15 protein-coding genes are annotated in these 15,004 nt (G+C 51.3%); 1 reads left to right on the top strand and 14 read right to left on the bottom strand.

The window, feature by feature from the left end; genetic code table 11:
• Window positions 1–3: 3 nt before the first annotated feature.
• The 4 genes from pheT to BO53_RS0101150 form a co-directional block, all read right to left on the bottom strand.
• Complete coding sequence (gene pheT / locus BO53_RS0101165; RefSeq protein ID WP_031544577.1) at window positions 4–2,409, bottom strand: phenylalanine--tRNA ligase subunit beta; 2,406 nt, start codon at window positions 2,407–2,409, stop codon at window positions 4–6.
• Window positions 2,396–3,463: a phenylalanine--tRNA ligase subunit alpha gene (gene pheS / locus BO53_RS0101160; RefSeq protein WP_031544575.1), complete on the bottom strand. Its 1,068-nt coding sequence runs from the start codon at window positions 3,461–3,463 to the stop codon at window positions 2,396–2,398. The genes pheT and pheS overlap by 14 nt, the downstream gene beginning before the upstream one ends.
• Window positions 3,464–3,748: 285 nt before the next feature.
• Window positions 3,749–4,495 (bottom strand): TrmH family RNA methyltransferase, encoded by a 747-nt coding sequence (locus tag BO53_RS0101155; protein ID WP_031544573.1) that lies wholly within the window; start codon window positions 4,493–4,495, stop codon window positions 3,749–3,751.
• The gene (locus BO53_RS0101150) at window positions 4,489–5,562 is read right to left on the bottom strand and encodes a M42 family metallopeptidase (RefSeq protein ID WP_031544571.1); all 1,074 of its coding nucleotides are present in this window, start codon (window positions 5,560–5,562) and stop codon (window positions 4,489–4,491) included. Before BO53_RS0101150 ends, BO53_RS0101155 begins: the two co-directional genes overlap by 7 nt.
• Before the next feature lie 154 nt (window positions 5,563–5,716).
• Between BO53_RS0101150 and BO53_RS0101145 the strand changes: the two genes are divergently transcribed.
• Window positions 5,717–5,986 carry a hypothetical protein gene (locus BO53_RS0101145; RefSeq protein ID WP_245608168.1) on the top strand — a complete coding sequence of 90 codons (270 nt, stop codon included), beginning with the start codon at window positions 5,717–5,719 and terminating at the stop codon, window positions 5,984–5,986.
• 49 nt (window positions 5,987–6,035) lie between these two features.
• Here BO53_RS0101145 and rplT read toward each other — a convergent pair whose 3' ends face one another.
• From rplT to mutM, 10 genes are all read right to left on the bottom strand, one after another.
• A complete protein-coding gene (rplT, locus tag BO53_RS0101140; RefSeq protein ID WP_031544561.1) occupies window positions 6,036–6,395 on the bottom strand; it encodes a 50S ribosomal protein L20 in 360 nt (119 codons plus the stop codon).
• A 24-nt stretch (window positions 6,396–6,419) separates the two neighbouring features.
• Window positions 6,420–6,620 carry a 50S ribosomal protein L35 gene (gene rpmI / locus BO53_RS0101135; protein ID WP_031544559.1) on the bottom strand — a complete coding sequence of 67 codons (201 nt, stop codon included), beginning with the start codon at window positions 6,618–6,620 and terminating at the stop codon, window positions 6,420–6,422.
• 19 nt (window positions 6,621–6,639) lie between these two features.
• A complete protein-coding gene (infC, locus tag BO53_RS0101130; RefSeq protein ID WP_031544557.1) occupies window positions 6,640–7,170 on the bottom strand; it encodes a translation initiation factor IF-3 in 531 nt (176 codons plus the stop codon).
• Between the two features lie 223 nt (window positions 7,171–7,393).
• A complete protein-coding gene (gene thrS / locus BO53_RS0101125; protein WP_031544555.1) occupies window positions 7,394–9,322 on the bottom strand; it encodes a threonine--tRNA ligase in 1,929 nt (642 codons plus the stop codon).
• 311 nt (window positions 9,323–9,633) lie between these two features.
• Window positions 9,634–10,563, bottom strand: a complete 930-nt coding sequence (gene dnaI / locus BO53_RS0101120; protein ID WP_031544553.1) for a primosomal protein DnaI — start codon at window positions 10,561–10,563, stop codon at window positions 9,634–9,636.
• A gap of 5 nt (window positions 10,564–10,568) precedes the next feature.
• Window positions 10,569–11,900 carry a replication initiation and membrane attachment family protein gene (locus BO53_RS0101115; protein WP_245608167.1) on the bottom strand — a complete coding sequence of 444 codons (1,332 nt, stop codon included), beginning with the start codon at window positions 11,898–11,900 and terminating at the stop codon, window positions 10,569–10,571.
• Window positions 11,884–12,357 carry a transcriptional regulator NrdR gene (gene nrdR / locus BO53_RS0101110; RefSeq protein WP_031544550.1) on the bottom strand — a complete coding sequence of 158 codons (474 nt, stop codon included), beginning with the start codon at window positions 12,355–12,357 and terminating at the stop codon, window positions 11,884–11,886. Before nrdR ends, BO53_RS0101115 begins: the two co-directional genes overlap by 17 nt.
• Before the next feature lie 92 nt (window positions 12,358–12,449).
• Entirely contained in the window at window positions 12,450–13,454 is a 1,005-nt protein-coding gene (locus BO53_RS0101105; RefSeq protein WP_031544548.1) for a glyceraldehyde-3-phosphate dehydrogenase, read from the bottom strand.
• A gap of 85 nt (window positions 13,455–13,539) precedes the next feature.
• Window positions 13,540–14,130 carry a dephospho-CoA kinase gene (gene coaE, locus BO53_RS0101100; RefSeq protein WP_031544546.1) on the bottom strand — a complete coding sequence of 197 codons (591 nt, stop codon included), beginning with the start codon at window positions 14,128–14,130 and terminating at the stop codon, window positions 13,540–13,542.
• A 4-nt stretch (window positions 14,131–14,134) separates the two neighbouring features.
• The gene (mutM, locus tag BO53_RS0101095; RefSeq protein WP_031544544.1) at window positions 14,135–15,004 is read right to left on the bottom strand and encodes a bifunctional DNA-formamidopyrimidine glycosylase/DNA-(apurinic or apyrimidinic site) lyase; all 870 of its coding nucleotides are present in this window, start codon (window positions 15,002–15,004) and stop codon (window positions 14,135–14,137) included.

The following is a 15,004-nucleotide window of genomic DNA, read 5'->3' as shown; positions in this document are numbered from 1 at the left end:
TTTCTATCTGATCTGGGCTCCGCTTTCTTCAAGAGCTTCCAAAACAGGTGCATGCAGTTTTTCTATTTCCTCATCCGTAAGTGTGTTCTCCTTGTTCAGATAGGTGAGGCGCAGCGCGACGGATTTCCTGCCGGCTTCCATATTCCCGCCTTCGTATACATCGAAGACGAAGACATCCACAAGATACTTCCGTGCTGCCGTCTCAATGATGCGGACAAGTGTATCCGCCGCGACGGACTCGTCGACGACCAGCGCGATATCGCGTGTGATGGATGGATACCTGGAGAGCTGCTCATAGACGATGTTGCCCTGCTTGACGGCAAGCAGCCGATCCAGATTGATTTCGAAGACCGCTGTCCGGTCAAGGTCGTTCTGCTGGGCGTACTTCGGATGCAGTTCGCCGATGAAGCCGATTATTTCGTTGTCCAGCAGTACATCCGCCGACCTGCCCGGATGCAGTTCATCGAACCTTGCAGTCTGCGCGTAGCGGACATCATCTTCAAGACCAAGTTTTTCAAAGATGCTTTCCACAATGCCTTTGGCAGCATAGAAATCCGCTGGGACTTTTGTACCCAGCCAGTCCGTACGATTCATATCCCCTGTCAGGATGCCGGCCAGCATCTCCTCTTCATCAGGAAGCACAGCCGGGCCGTTGGAAATGAAAATCTTTCCGATTTCGTAGAACTGGACGTCCTTCTGCTGGCGGTTCCTGTTGTAGACGACATTGTCAACCAGATGGGGGATCATGCTCTTCCTGAGCACCGCATGGTCCTCGCTCATCGGCATCAGAAGTTCAAGCGCATCTTCCGGTCCGCTGAACTGGGCCGCCTTCCTGCGGCTCGTCAATGCATAGTTGATCGACTGTGATAGTCCCAGTGATTCGAGCTGGTGGCGGATGATGCGCACCTTGCTCTGTTCATCCGTCAGCCTGCCGGGTGTGATCTTCGTGTACTCGGGCAGGGACGATGGCAGGGCATCGTAGCCATAAATCCGCGCCACCTCTTCAGTAATATCCTCTTTGATCTTCAGGTCATCTCTCCGGGATGGAATGGACACTTCGAGCCCTTCCCCCTTCGCTGTTGCCTTCAGGCCGAGCTTCGACAGGCTTTCCTGGATCTCTTCAGTCGTGAGGCTCATCCCGAGATGGGCATTGATGAACTGCTCTGAGATATCTATCGTCGTATCTTCAAGTTCAAGTGCCCCGTCGGAGATGACAGGCGTCGAGACGGTGCCGCCTGCATACTGTTCAAGCAGCAGCGCTGCACGGTCCAGCGCCTTGAGCACGAATTCGTGGGACACACCCTTTTCAAACCTTGTGGAAGCTTCGCTCCGCAAGTTCAGTCGGCTGCTCGTCCTGCGTATGGAGACGGGATTGAAGACGGCGGATTCGATTACGACATTCGTCGTTTCATCCGTCACTTCCGAGAACTCGCCGCCCATGACACCGGCAAGCGCGATCGGCTCCCTGCCGTTGGTGATGACGATATCCTGGCTCTCAAGATGCCTTTCCCTGCCATCAAGCGTCGTCATCGTTTCATTTTCCTCAGCATAGCGCGTCACGATGCGGGCCGATCCGATATGATCGCGGTCGAACATGTGGAGGGGCTGTCCGAATTCAAGCAGCACATAGTTCGAGATGTCGACGACGTTGTTGATTGGACGGATGCCCGCCTTGATCAGACGCAGCTGCATCCATGCCGGGGCCGGTGCTACCTTCACGTTCTCAACGACTCGTGCACCATAGTATGGTACAGCGGTGGCATCCTCATTTTTGATTTCGAGCGTGCCATTTCCATCCGTTCCCTTTTCAGCCACTTCATGCTCCGGCAGAGCCACTTCGCCGCCGAACAGCGCCCGTGCTTCATAGGCCGCACCTGCCATGCTGAGTGCATCTTTGCGGTTTGGCGTCAGATCGAATTCCATGACTTGATCATCGAGCAGCAGTGCTTCCAATGCATTGCTGCCGGCCGTCTTCTCTTCCGGGAACATGAAAATGCCGTTCTGGTACTCCTGGGGAACATAGTCTTCCGGAATGCCCAGTTCCTCGAGGGAACAGATCATACCTTCTGAGACCTCCCCGCGGAGCTTCGCCCGTTTGATCTTGATGCCGCCCGGCAGGCGCCCACCCACTTTGCAGACGACCACATAGGAATCCGCCTCTACGTTCGGGGCACCGCATATGATCTGGTTTGTTTCGTCACCCGTGTCGACCTGGCATATCCTCAGCCGGTCCGCTTCCGGATGCTGCTCAACGCTCTCTACATAACCGACGACGAGATGCTTCACTTCGGCTGTATAGTCGATGACATCATCGACCTCGATACCCCCGCGTGTGATTCTCTCGGCCAGTTCATCGATCGGCACATCGATCTGGATCCATTCATTCAACCACTCTTTAGATACTTTCATTTGTCGCACCACCATCTTCTGTCGCTTTGAACTGATTGATAAACCTTAAGTCATTCGTGTAGAAATGCCTGATGTCCTCGATGCCGTACTTCAGCATCGCAATCCTGTCCGGTCCCATTCCGAAGGCAAAACCGGAGTACTCATCCGGGTCGAAGCCCGCCATCTCCAGCACGTTCGGGTGGACCATGCCGGCGCCGAGGATCTCTATCCAGCCGGTGCCCTTGCAGACGTTGCACCCTGCCCCTTTGCACTTAAAGCAGGAGATGTCCACCTCCACACTCGGTTCCGTGAACGGGAAGTAGCTTGGGCGCAGCCTGATTTCACGTTCCGCCCCGAATATTTCCTTGGCGAAGAGCTCGAGCGTTCCCTTCAGGTCGCTCATGCGGATGTTCCGATCCACGACCAGTCCCTCGATCTGGGTGAACTGGTGGCTGTGGGTCGCATCATCGCTGTCCCGCCTGTAGACTTTGCCCGGGCAGATGATCTTGACCGGTCCCCGGCCTTTCCGCGACTCCATCGTCCGAGCCTGTACCGGCGAGGTGTGTGTCCGCAGCAGCGTCTCCTCCGAGATGTAGAACGTATCCTGCATATCACGTGCAGGGTGGGATTTCGGCAGGTTGAGCGCCTCGAAGTTATAGTAGTCGGTCTCGACCTCATAGCCTTCCGCTATCTCATAGCCGAGTCTGAGGAAGAAATCCTCGATGTCCTCGATCGTCCGGCTCAGCGGATGCGGACTTCCAAGGCTGAATGTCCGTCCCGGGAGCGTGACGTCAATCGTCTCCTCCCGAAGCTTTTCCTCCAGCGCCGCTTCTTCCAGCACTTCGCCCCGGCGCTCGATTGCTTCCGTAATATGTGTACGCACTTCATTCACTTTTGCACCGTATTCCGGGCGCTCCTCGTTGGAGAGGTTCTTCATTTCCTTCATGAGGCCGGTGACCTTGCCCTTCTTGCCGAGGTATTCCACTTTCAACTGCTGTAGTGCATTCAGATTGTCGACGTCCGATATTGCGTCATCGAACGACTGCCTGACTTCCAAGATTCCTGCTGTATCCATCGTTTCCACTCCTCCAATATAAATAAAAAAACTCCATCCTTGTATCAAAGGACGGAGTTTCCGCGGTACCACCTGATTTTCTGCATAACAAATACAGACGCTTCTGGAAAGATAAGGGATTATCCCACTGCTCCATCTGCCAGGTGAACCCTGGTCCCATCCGTGCGCAGCATTCCAGTCCATGTGCTGCACTCCCTGTCTCGGATTCCTGGACCATTTATGTCCGGCTTCATCTGAAGCTTGATATTCATCTATAGCATTATTATAAATCAAAGTAATTAAAAATCAAGCTTTGAAATGGTGCATGATGATGCCGCCGGCAATCGCCACGTTCAGGCTTTCACTGCCCCCAGGCATATCTATCTTCATTTTCATGTCCACACAGGAGAGCACTTCCTCGGAGACACCCCGGCCCTCATTGCCGAGCACAATCATGACAGGGCCTTCAGGGAAGTCCAGCTGTTCGAGGGAGGCCGCACCTTCAAGGGAGGTGCCGAGCACCGTCCCGTCGAATTCACGGGCAGACTGCGCGGCATCCGCCACAGTGATATCAATGTGGAAAGTACTGCCCTGTGCACTCCGGAGCACCTTATCGCTGAATGCGTCGACGGTATCCGGTGACAGAATAACCCGTTGGAAGCCGAAGGCATCTGCAGTGCGCAGGAGCGTCCCCAGATTCCCGGGATCCTGGATGCCGTCGAGCAGCAGGACACGGCGCCCCTCTGACGACGGCTTCCTGTAGGAGACCGCAGCCATGATGCCCGGAGGCGTCTCGAGTGAAGACAGATGCTTCATGACAGCCGGAGTGACGGTGATCACTTCCATGCCTGCTGCGGCGTAAGCGCTGTAATCATAGTCTTCGAGCGCAATGAGTGTCTGCACTTCCTGGTCATGCCTGATGGCCTCTTCGACCAGGTGTGCCCCGTCGATCAGGAAGAGACCCTGCTTTTTCCGGTATTTCTTCAGTTGAAGTTTTTTCAACTCCTTGATGCGCCTGTTGTCCTTCGAGGCAATGTGCTTCGGTTCTACCAAATGATTTCCTCCACCTTGCTGTCGTCGAGTGATCTGACGATTTCAGTGACGAGACGCACCGCATTATTGTAGTCATTGCGGTTCAATATGGAAACGTTGGAGTGCATGTATCTGAGCGGTACTCCGATCGAGATGGAAGGTACCCCTTCGTTGGAGACGTGGAAGGCGCCTGAATCGGTGCCGCCGCCTGTAATGGCAGACCACTGTACCGGAATATCCTTTTCCTTGGCCAGCTTCTCGACATGCCTTCTGAAGCCGACATGTCCGATATTGGAGCCGTCAAGCAGAAGCACGAGCGGGCCGTCGCCCATCTTGCCGGTGCCATCCTTTTCGCTCATGCCCGGCGTATCCCAGGAGATGCCCACATCCACTGCAATCGCAAGATCCGGCTTCACTTTGTTCGCCGCCACTTTGGCACCGCGGAGACCAACCTCCTCCTGCACTGTCGCACCACTGACGACATTGATGTTCACATCTTCATCCTTCAGTGATTCGAGCACTTCGATTGCGACACCACAGCCAAACCTGTTGTCCCATGCCTTGGCCAGAAGGTAGTCCTTGTTGGCCATCTCTGTGAAGTCGCAATGCGGTGTGATCATATCGCCCACTTTAACGCCCGCTTCCTCGGCTTCCTCTTTGGAAGCCACGCCGATATCGATGAACATGTCCTTCATATCCACCGGCTTCTTGCGCGCTTCCTGTGAGAGGACATGAGGCGGCTTCGAGCCGATGACACCTGTCAGTACACCTGATCCAGTCACGACGTTCATCCTTTGTGAAAGCATGACCTGGTTCCACCATCCACCGATCGGCGTAAATCGGATGAACCCTTCATCGTCAATTCTCGTGACCATGAAGCCGATTTCATCAAGGTGGCCGCCGATGAGCAGTGTGCGCGATCCTTCTTTGGCATTGCGTCTGCCGAAGATTCCGCCCAGATTATCCTGTACGAGCTCATCACTTACAGGCTCGAGATATTCTTGCATCACTTTTTTTACATCATACTCAAAACCGGAAATGCCATGGGTATCCGTAAGGCTTTTCATCATTTGAAGCTGCTTGTCCATAATCAATCTCCTTGTCTTTTATTAAGATAATTCCATTCTACCATAAATTATTTCAGCTTTCGTAATATAATCCATATTGATACACATATTTCAGATAAGTTGATATCATCATTATAGACAGAGATTTAGAAACACTCTAGGAGGCGTTACCTTGATGAATATTACGATATCAAAAGTAGAAGAATCCGGCCAGGAAGTACTTGTGAAAAGCAGCACTTATGAAGACGACAAAGCAGTGGGCCTCTATAACAGGCTCACCGATGAATATGCCGACCAGACACTCCCGTTCTTTGATGAAGGGGAAAGGCTGATCCGGCTGGATATCGTCCCGGAACAGAAGACGGACGATGAAAACAAGGAGCAGAAGGAATGCTATTTTGAATTCTCAGAGCCATTGCTGGAGGAACTTTCCGGACATATTTAAACTGAAAAAGGAGCCACTCCTCTATGAGTGGCTCCTTTTTGGTTCATTCCTATTTTTCCAGAGCGTTTTTAGCCTGGCTTACAATTTCAGCGAATGCCTTTTCATCAGAAATAGCGATTTCTGAAAGCATTTTTCTGTTGATGTCGATGCCTGCAGTCTTCAGTCCGTTCATCAGACGGCTGTAGCTCATGCCGTTCTGGCGGGCTGCTGCGTTGATACGCGCAATCCAAAGCTTGCGGAATTCGCGTTTTGTCTGACGACGGTCACGGTATGCATACTGACCGGATTTGATAACCTGCTGCTTTGCTGTTCTATAGAGAGTGCGCTTCGCACCGAAATATCCTTTTGCCTGCTTCAATACTCTTTTACGTCTTTTACGGGACGTCAAACCATTCTTAACACGTGCCATGTGTGCTCCTCCTTAATCGTTCGATTATTTTACATAAGATAGTAGTTTTTTGATGCGCTTCTGGTCAGCTTTAGCCACTAGAGATGCTTTTCTCAGGTGACGTTTCTGCTTTGTGGATTTGTTGGCGAACAGGTGGGATGTGAACGCGCTGTTGCGTTTGAATTTACCTGTTCCAGTACGCTTTACACGTTTGGCGTAACCTTTGTGAGTTTTCATTTTTGGCATGGGTCTAACCTCCGGATTATTATTTGTTTTCAGTGATTGGGGCAACCACGAGGAACATTGAACGACCTTCCATCTTCGGTCTCTGTTCAACTGTCGCAACTTCGGAAAGTTCGTCTGCGAAACGCTCCAATACTTTGCGTCCGATATCCTTGTGCGTGATTGCACGGCCACGGAATCGGATTGAAACCTTCACCTTGTCTTCTTTTGCCAGGAATTTCTTGGCATTTTTCAACTTGGTGTTGAAATCGTGGTCTTCAATTGTCGGGGAAAGTCTGATTTCCTTGACGTTGACCACTTTCTGTTTCTTGCGTGCTTCCTTCTCTTTACGCTGCTGTTCGTATCTGTACTTGCCGTAGTCCATGATGCGTGCAACCGGCGGCTTTGCGTTCGGTGCAACGAGTACAAGATCAAGTTCTACACGGTCTGCCATTTCCTGCGCTTCATTTTTGGATTTGATTCCAAGCTGGGAACCATCCTGTCCAATAAGGCGCACTTCTTTGGCACGTATTCTGTCATTGATTAATGTTTGGTCTTTTGCTATCTTTGACACCTCCATAAATTTTGAAGACGAACAAAAAGGGCGGGCACATAATGCGCCCGCCAACCAGCATTGAGATGCATGCAGAAGTGCCTTGCACTCTGCATTCCATTCTCACTGTACAAACCCGGTCGCTGCCACACGGGGCGCTTGCGGGTGAGAAGCGGGAGCTTCTTCTTGTCCGTTCTTATCAACTCTTAATATATTACACCTTTATGCCTTGAATGTCAAGCATCTATTTCTTCAGCCTGATTTCATCCACGAGCTGCCATATGAAATCGTCCCGGTCGAAGGTGTTCTGGTCCTTCTCCCCATACTTTCTGACGTTGACCTGGTTCTCTTCAATCTCCCTGTCGCCGATGACGACCTGATAAGGCACCTTCCTCATCTGGGCCTCCCTGATTTTGTAGCCCATCTTTTCATTCCTGTCATCGATGTTGACACGGATGCCATGGCTCTTCATTTCATCTTTCAGGGCTCTTGCGTAATCATAATGGAGGTCGAGGTTGACCGGTATGATTTCCACCTGCTGGGGCGCAAGCCAGAGCGGGAAGGCCCCCTTGTACTCCTCTGTCAGGAATGCAACGAAGCGTTCCATCGTGGAGACGACACCGCGGTGGATGACGACAGGACGATGCAGTTCCCCGTCGCTGCCCGTATAGGTCAGATCGAACCGCTCAGGGAGCAGGAAGTCGAGCTGCACTGTGGACAGCGTCTCCTCCTTGCCGAGCGCGGTCTGTACCTGGACATCGAGCTTCGGACCATAGAACGCCGCTTCCCCATCGGCCTCCGTATAGTCGAGCGCCATTTCATCGACCGCTTCCTTCAGCATGGATTCCGCCTTGTTCCACATTTCATCATCATCGAAATATTTCTCCGTATCCTCAGGATCGCGGTAGCTCAGGCGGAATGAATAGTTCTCGAAGCCGAAATCTTCATACACATCGATGATCAGCTGGACCACGCGCTTGAACTCTTCCTTGATCTGGTCCGGACGCACGAATACATGTGCATCGTTGAGCGTCATCCCTCTTACACGCTGCAGGCCGCTGACCGCACCACTCGCTTCATAGCGGTGCATCATGCCGAGTTCCGCAATGCGTATCGGCAGTTCCCTGTAGGAGTGCTTACTCGATTTGTAGATCATCATGTGGTGCGGACAGTTCATCGGACGGAGTACCAGCTCCTCACCGTTCATGTCCATCGGCGGGAACATGTCATCCTGGTAGTGCTCCCAGTGGCCACTCGTCTTGTACAGGTCCACGTTTGCCATCACCGGTGTATAGACATGATCGTAGCCAAGTGCAATCTCCTTGTCCACGATGTAGCGTTCGATCTCGCGGCGGATCGTTGCACCATTCGGCAGCCATAGCGGCAGCCCTGCCCCGATCAGCTGGTTGTTCTGGAAGAGCTCCATGTCCCGGCCGATCTTCCTGTGGTCGCGCTCCTTCCTTTCCTCGAGCAGGTTCAGATATGCCTTCAGATCCTTCTTGTCGAAGAAGGCAGTGCCATATATCCGCTGGAGCATCTTGTTGTCGCTGTCCCCACGCCAGTAGGCGCCGGCTGTAGACAGCAGCTTGAACGACTTGATCTTCGATGTCGACGGTACATGCACACCGCGGCACAGGTCCGTAAATTCGCCCTGTGAATATACGGTCACCGTCTCATCCTCTGGAATCGCATCAATGAGTTCGAGCTTGTAGGGATCATCTTTGAACAGCTCCTTCGCTTCGTCCCTTGAGAGTTCCCTGCGCTCGATTTCAACATTCTCGTCGATGATCTTCTTCATTTCCTTCTCTATCTTCTCGAAGTCATCGGAGGAGATCTTCTCATCCATATCGAAGTCGTAGTAGAAGCCCTCTTCGATGACGGGGCCGACGCCGAACTTCACATCGCCGTACAGGCGCTTGAGCGCCTGGGCCATGAGGTGTGCCGTGGAGTGGCGCAGTACTTCAAGCCCCTCCTCGTTCTTGTTCGTGATCAGCTCTATTTCACTGTCCGTTTCGATCGGCCGCCTCAGATCGTACATCTCACCATCCACCTTCGCAGCAAGTGCCGCCTTCCTGAGACCCGGACTGATCGAGTGTGCTATCTCCTCAGCTGTTACACCTTCATCGAAACTTTTGGCATTCCCATCGGGAAATTTGATTTCTATTTCGCTCATCATATCCACCCTTTCAAAATTGTTGTTCATATATGGAAAATAAAAAAAACGCCCCTCATTGATAGAGGGGCGATTTTCACCGCGGTACCACCCTGATTTACAGGTCTGGGACCTGCCTTCAGCCGGAAATAACGGTCCGATCCGTCTGGGTATTAGCCAGCATATATCAAGGGAGTAACTCAGACGGTTCATTATGCATGTCTCACCAATCATGCACTCTCTTTGAATAAACACGAAAAAGTTTTGTCCTTGGGATTTAATTAATGAAATTATACATAGAGTATACTTCAGGGCCGTCCATTAATCAAGCGTCAATTGTTCCTGTAGTTGCTGCCCTCGAGCTGCACTTCCTCGCACAGTGCCCGGAGCCGCTCCGTCATACGGCGGGCCTTGGTCTCTTCGACACCGTTTTCCTTCGTCCTGCTGTAGCGGTACTCCAATTCCTCGATGGAATAGTTGGAACTGACGAAGGTCGGCAGCCCTTCCACCATGCGGTGGTGCAGGATACCGGTAATGATTTCATCCCTCACCCACGGGGTCACATCCTCGGCACCGAGGTCATCCAGCATGAGTACCTGGGCATTCTTGATGGTATTGAACTTCTTATCCGTTGTTCCATCCTTGAACCCCGCCTTCAGGTCGCGGATGATTTCCGGTACATAGACGATGATCGAGGATACCGACTGGTCCTTCAGTTCATTTGCGATGCAGCCGAGCAGATAGGACTTGCCGATGCCGAAACTGCCATGTATATAGAGCCCCTTCGTATCGATGCCTTCGATGATCTTCTTGCTTGTGCTGATTGCACGCTTGATGATCTCCTGCCTGTTCGAATCCGGATCGAGGAATACCGTCTCGAATGTCGCATCCTTGACGTCTTTCGGAACATGATAGGATTCGATCATCTTCTCCTTTTCACGGAATGCATCATCTTTTATTTTGGTCGGACATGGGGAATAGATGATATGGATCCGGCCGCCTCTGACATCAATCGAAGGGACATATCCCTGCGGGTGGTTGATGCATTCACCAAGTGAGCTGCATTTCTCACAGGCCAGGGACTGTTCGGTATAACGCTTCAGCTGAAGCAGGTCGTTCCTGATCATGGAGCGGGTGATTTCGAAATCACTGTTCTCTATCAGCTCTATGATCCTCGGGTGCTGGATCAGGGATTCATAGAGCTTGTCATTATTATCTTTTATTTTTTTCGAGTTCTTCAAGAACTGGTTAATGGGTTCCATACATATCACCTGGATTTTCTAAAGTCGTCTATCATTTTCTGGATTTCCGGATCGTCCTTGGCCGTCTTCTGGACAGCTTCTTTTTTAGGCGGCGCCTGCTGCTTCGCTTCTTTTTTCGCTGATGGCTTCTGACCGCCGTCCATCCATGATGGCTTGCGTTCGCCCTGGCGGTCCTTCGGACCCTTGCGCTTCGCATTCATCTGTTTCCTGTAGTCCATTATGGACTGGTAGGCCTCTTTTGCGGACCGGATCCCCTTGTCCTCCCAGTCCCTTGCGATCTTCATCGTATAGTTATATCCAAGGTCGCCATTCTTCTGCTGGTATACATATTCCAAGAGAAGATTGACCACCCCGTTCGGCAGACTTGTCCTGGCAATGATATCCGTCACAAGCCTGAGGTCATTATCGCTTGGCTGGTTGTTCCTGATATCATTCAGCCTATCAAGCGGACTGATGGATTCGAGACGCTCGATATAGGATGCCTGTTCCGTCTCTTTGTCATCCGTCCGGGGTTTCGATATTGCCGGCAGCTTTCCCCGGTTTTCCTTCTGATAATATTTTCTGGCTTCGTATTTCAGCTGTTCCATGTCGATGCCGGCATATTGTGTGGTCGAGGAAAGCAGAACCTGCTTCATATCATAGGCATTGAAATTGAAGAGCACGCTCAACTTCACAATCAGCATCCTGACTTCCCTGGTAAAGAAGGACCGGTCGATCTTCGTCCCCTTCAAGTGTGTAAAGAGCACATCGAAATCGAAGTCATCGAGGTCCAGGTTGGGGCCGCTGGAGACATTCTCCCTTCTGAACGATTCATCGGGTACGGTGAAGCCCTCTCCGCTTCCTGCCTGGAACACTTCGGTGAACTTCCGAGTCACTTCGGTGATATTCTTCGGTTTCAGCGGATATGCCAGGCGCTCTTTTTTCTTTTTGTATGCACTGGGGCCGATATGGCTGTATAGATACAGGCTCAGCATGGGATCTTTGAAAAAGTCTTCCGGGGTCAGAGGGAGGAGCAGTTCGTAGATGAACAGGTCATCGTGTGCCTCATTGGAGACGAAGGACCTTACGAGGCCGATGCCCTCCAATTTTTCCAGCAGTTCTGAGAATGTGGACAGGGGCGTATTCAGCTCATCCATAATCTCTTTATGGAATCTTATTTCAAGCGTACCGTGATGTTGGGAGGACTCCTGCAGATAAATGTATGCCATCAGGGCGTCCTGCTGGATGAGCGGAAGATACAGTTCATTCAGCACATTCAGGTGCGACTTTTCGAAAGCCGCGGGATTATAGATCATGAATTCGGTATTCGGTTTCAGCCGTTCATTGAAGTTCATCATCATCCCTGCCTTTGGCGAGGTGCTTCAGTGTATCCATCAGCTGGTCGATATCCTTGAATTCCTTATAGACCGAAGCGAACCTGACATAGGCCACCTGGTCCAGTGTAATCAATTCCTTCATCACAAATTCACCAATTTCGTTGCTTGATATTTCTGCCTTGTTCAGATTCCTGAGTGCAGATTCGATGCGTGCAGTTGTTTTCTCCAGCGCTTCATATGGTATCGGACGCTTTTCACATGCTCTGAGCAGCCCGTCCATCAGCTTGTCACGGCTGAAGACTTCACGGTTGCCGTCCTTTTTGACGACGACGAGCGGAGACAGTTCCATGCGCTCGAAAGTGGTGAACCTAAAGCCGCATTCTTCGCACTCCCTGCGTCTGCGGATGGAGGACAGCTCATCCGTATGCCTGGAATCGACCACTCTGGAACTCGTATGCTGGCAGTTTGGACATCTCATATGACCACCTCACTTCCCGGGATTAGTATACCATTATAATATATTCCGAATAAAAAAAGAAGAAACAGAAGTTTCTTCTTTCCAAATACCGATTACAGGTCTGCAGTAATCTTCTCCGCAAGTTCCACGACACGGGTGGAATAGCCCCACTCGTTGTCGTACCAGGCAAGCACTTTCACTTTCCTGTCATCCATGACCATGGTGAGCGAGGAATCGATGATCGAGCTTCTGCTGTCTGTGTTGAAATCACTGGACACGAGCGGCTCGTCTGTGACGCCGAGGATGCCTTTAAGCTCATCCTGTGCATACTTTTCAAATGTTTCATTCAGTTCCTCTTTGGTGACCGGCTTGTCGAGATCCACGACAAGGTCTACAAGGGAAACATTGGAGACAGGTACACGGAGCGCCAGACCATGGAGCTTGCCGTTCAGTTGTGGCAACACGACGCCAAGTGCCTTTGCTGCTCCGGTAGAAGTCGGAATGATGTTGTCTCCACATGACCGTGCCCTTCTCAGGTCCTTATGCGGATTATCAATATTCTTCTGGTCATTTGTATAGGCATGGACCGTAGTCATAAGGCCGTTGTTGATGCCGTACTCATCATCGAGCACCTTCGCAACCGGCGCCAGACAATTTGTCGTACACGAAGCGTTTGAAAATACATCATATGTATCGGTATCCAGAGCCTCGTCATTGACACCAAGTACGACCGTCTGCACATCGCCTCCCTTGGCCGGCGCAGTAAGCAGTACTTTCTTCGCGCCTGCTTTGACATGGGCGATGGCTTTATCACCATGGTTGAAGGCGCCTGTCGCTTCTATGACAAGATCTACCCCCAGTGATTTCCAGGGCAGATTTTCAGGATTTCTTTCATTGGTGATTTGAATCTCACTGCCGTCAATGACGAGTTTGCCATCCTTCGGCTCTACATGCTTATCCCACTTGCCATGGTTAGTGTCATAATTGAGAAGATGCGCAAGCGTTTCTGCCGGATAGCTGGCATTGACTGCTACAAGTTCCAATTCATCCGAAGCGGCCGCAATGCGGAATACCATTCTCCCTATTCTTCCAAGACCGTTGATTGCTACTTTTTTCATGACATTAGCCCCTTTATGCTATACTTTTCAATAATTAGTATAACATATTGACTTTTGATTAAAAGGAGTATTTAGTATAAATTGTCTACTTTTCAATGTTCGCCAAAAAGTCTTCAATCTGCGCATACAGCTCATTTTTTGAACCACTGTTGTCAAGTACTTCATCACTTCTGTCACGCTTCTCGGAAAGCGGCATCTGACTGTTTATCCTGGACAGGGCTTCGGAATGGGAGAACCCGTTCCTTTCCATCAGCCTTTCAATCTGTGTCTCCTGATCCACATATACCGTCAATGTGATGTCACATTGACGGTCCAGTCCATTTTCGAAAAGCAGCGGGATATCGAGGAATACATGGCCCTCTTCAGCCAGACGATCTTTGTCTGCATCCATCATCCGCCGCACTTCCGGATGCACCAGCTGGTTCAGGACCTTCCTCTCTCCGTCATCATTGAAGACGATGGCCCCCAGTTTCCGCCGGTCGATCTCCCCGTCATCCTGCAGGAGTTCTGCGCCGAAATGATCGATGATCCCCTGATATGCGGGTCCGCCCTTGGCGGTTGCCTTCTTCGCATAGGTATCCGCATCGAGGACCGGATATCCTTTTGATCTGATATAGTCCGAGGCAGTGGATTTGCCGCTGGCAATTCCGCCCGTCAGACCGATTATATAATTCATTTCATCACCTCTGGCATTTGGTACAGTAGAATGTGTTCCGCGTTGCGATCGTTTTAGTCTTGACCGGTCCGCCACACGAGGAACAGGATTTCTTCTGATAGATATGGAAACGGTCCTGCATGCTTCCCTTTTCACCTGACACACCCCGGTAGTCCGAGATGGTCGAGCCGCCGTTCTCTATGGAGAGGTCGAACACATCGGCAATTGCCTTATGAAGTGCCATCAGCCGCTTGACTGAGATGTTTCCGGCTTTTCTCGTCGGCAGTATCCCTGAAGTAAAAAGGGCCTCTGATGCATAGATATTTCCGACACCCGGAATGACCGCACTATCCATGATTACGGCTTTGATCGCCTTGTTCCTGTTGGCCGGGGCCCGCGCCCTGTCGATGAAATCGACCAGGCTGTCAGGGTGTGTGTATTCGACTGCCATGCGTTCGAATGGCGGGAAATCACCCATTCTGCCCACGGTCAACATCTCCCCGAATCTTCTGATGTCGCAATATGACAGAGTCCGCCCGTCCTCAAGCCTGAAGGCGACCTGCCAATGCTTCCTGTAATTCCTGTCCGCAATGGCTTCAATGGAGTCTGTGACAAAGAAGGCACCGGACATGCCCAGATGCGAGACCATGTGGAAAATTTCATCGGATTTCTCCATGATGAAGTATAGGTATTTTCCACGTCTGCCCACTTTCCTTATTGTCGCTCCACTGACATTGCTGCGGAATGTATCCAAATCCTGCTTTATGATCGTCTTTCGGCTGGTTGCGTGCCCCTTGTTCACGAAGTCGGAAAAGGCGACCGCTTCAATCGAGGCGCCCTCCACTTCCTTCTCAAGCGCCCGCCGGACCAGCTCAACTTCCGGTAATTCCGGCAT

Source organism: Salinicoccus luteus DSM 17002 (assembly GCF_000712035.1).
In the GTDB taxonomy this organism is placed as follows: Bacteria; Bacillota; Bacilli; order Staphylococcales; family Salinicoccaceae; genus Salinicoccus; species Salinicoccus luteus.
Note: the sequence above shows the minus strand (reverse complement) of the source record. Positions and strands in the feature narration are given on the sequence as shown.

Excerpts from the sequence above, each read along its gene's own strand:
- pheT (WP_031544577.1), bottom strand. The coding sequence starts at position 2,409 with ATGAAAGTATCTAAAGAGTGGTTGAATGAATGGATCCAGATCGATGTG.
- pheS (WP_031544575.1), bottom strand. The coding sequence starts at position 3,463 with ATGGATACAGCAGGAATCTTGGAAGTCAGGCAGTCGTTCGATGACGCA.
- BO53_RS0101150 (WP_031544571.1), bottom strand. The coding sequence starts at position 5,562 with ATGGACAAGCAGCTTCAAATGATGAAAAGCCTTACGGATACCCATGGC.
- BO53_RS0101145 (WP_245608168.1), top strand. The coding sequence starts at position 5,717 with ATGAATATTACGATATCAAAAGTAGAAGAATCCGGCCAGGAAGTACTT.
- rplT (WP_031544561.1), bottom strand. The coding sequence starts at position 6,395 with ATGGCACGTGTTAAGAATGGTTTGACGTCCCGTAAAAGACGTAAAAGA.
- rpmI (WP_031544559.1), bottom strand. The coding sequence starts at position 6,620 with ATGCCAAAAATGAAAACTCACAAAGGTTACGCCAAACGTGTAAAGCGT.
- thrS (WP_031544555.1), bottom strand. The coding sequence starts at position 9,322 with ATGAGCGAAATAGAAATCAAATTTCCCGATGGGAATGCCAAAAGTTTC.
- dnaI (WP_031544553.1), bottom strand. The coding sequence starts at position 10,563 with ATGGAACCCATTAACCAGTTCTTGAAGAACTCGAAAAAAATAAAAGAT.
- BO53_RS0101115 (WP_245608167.1), bottom strand. The coding sequence starts at position 11,900 with ATGATGAACTTCAATGAACGGCTGAAACCGAATACCGAATTCATGATC.
- nrdR (WP_031544550.1), bottom strand. The coding sequence starts at position 12,357 with ATGAGATGTCCAAACTGCCAGCATACGAGTTCCAGAGTGGTCGATTCC.
- BO53_RS0101105 (WP_031544548.1), bottom strand. The coding sequence starts at position 13,454 with ATGAAAAAAGTAGCAATCAACGGTCTTGGAAGAATAGGGAGAATGGTA.
- coaE (WP_031544546.1), bottom strand. The coding sequence starts at position 14,130 with ATGAATTATATAATCGGTCTGACGGGCGGAATTGCCAGCGGCAAATCC.
- mutM (WP_031544544.1), bottom strand. The coding sequence starts at position 15,004 with ATGCCGGAATTACCGGAAGTTGAGCTGGTCCGGCGGGCGCTTGAGAAG.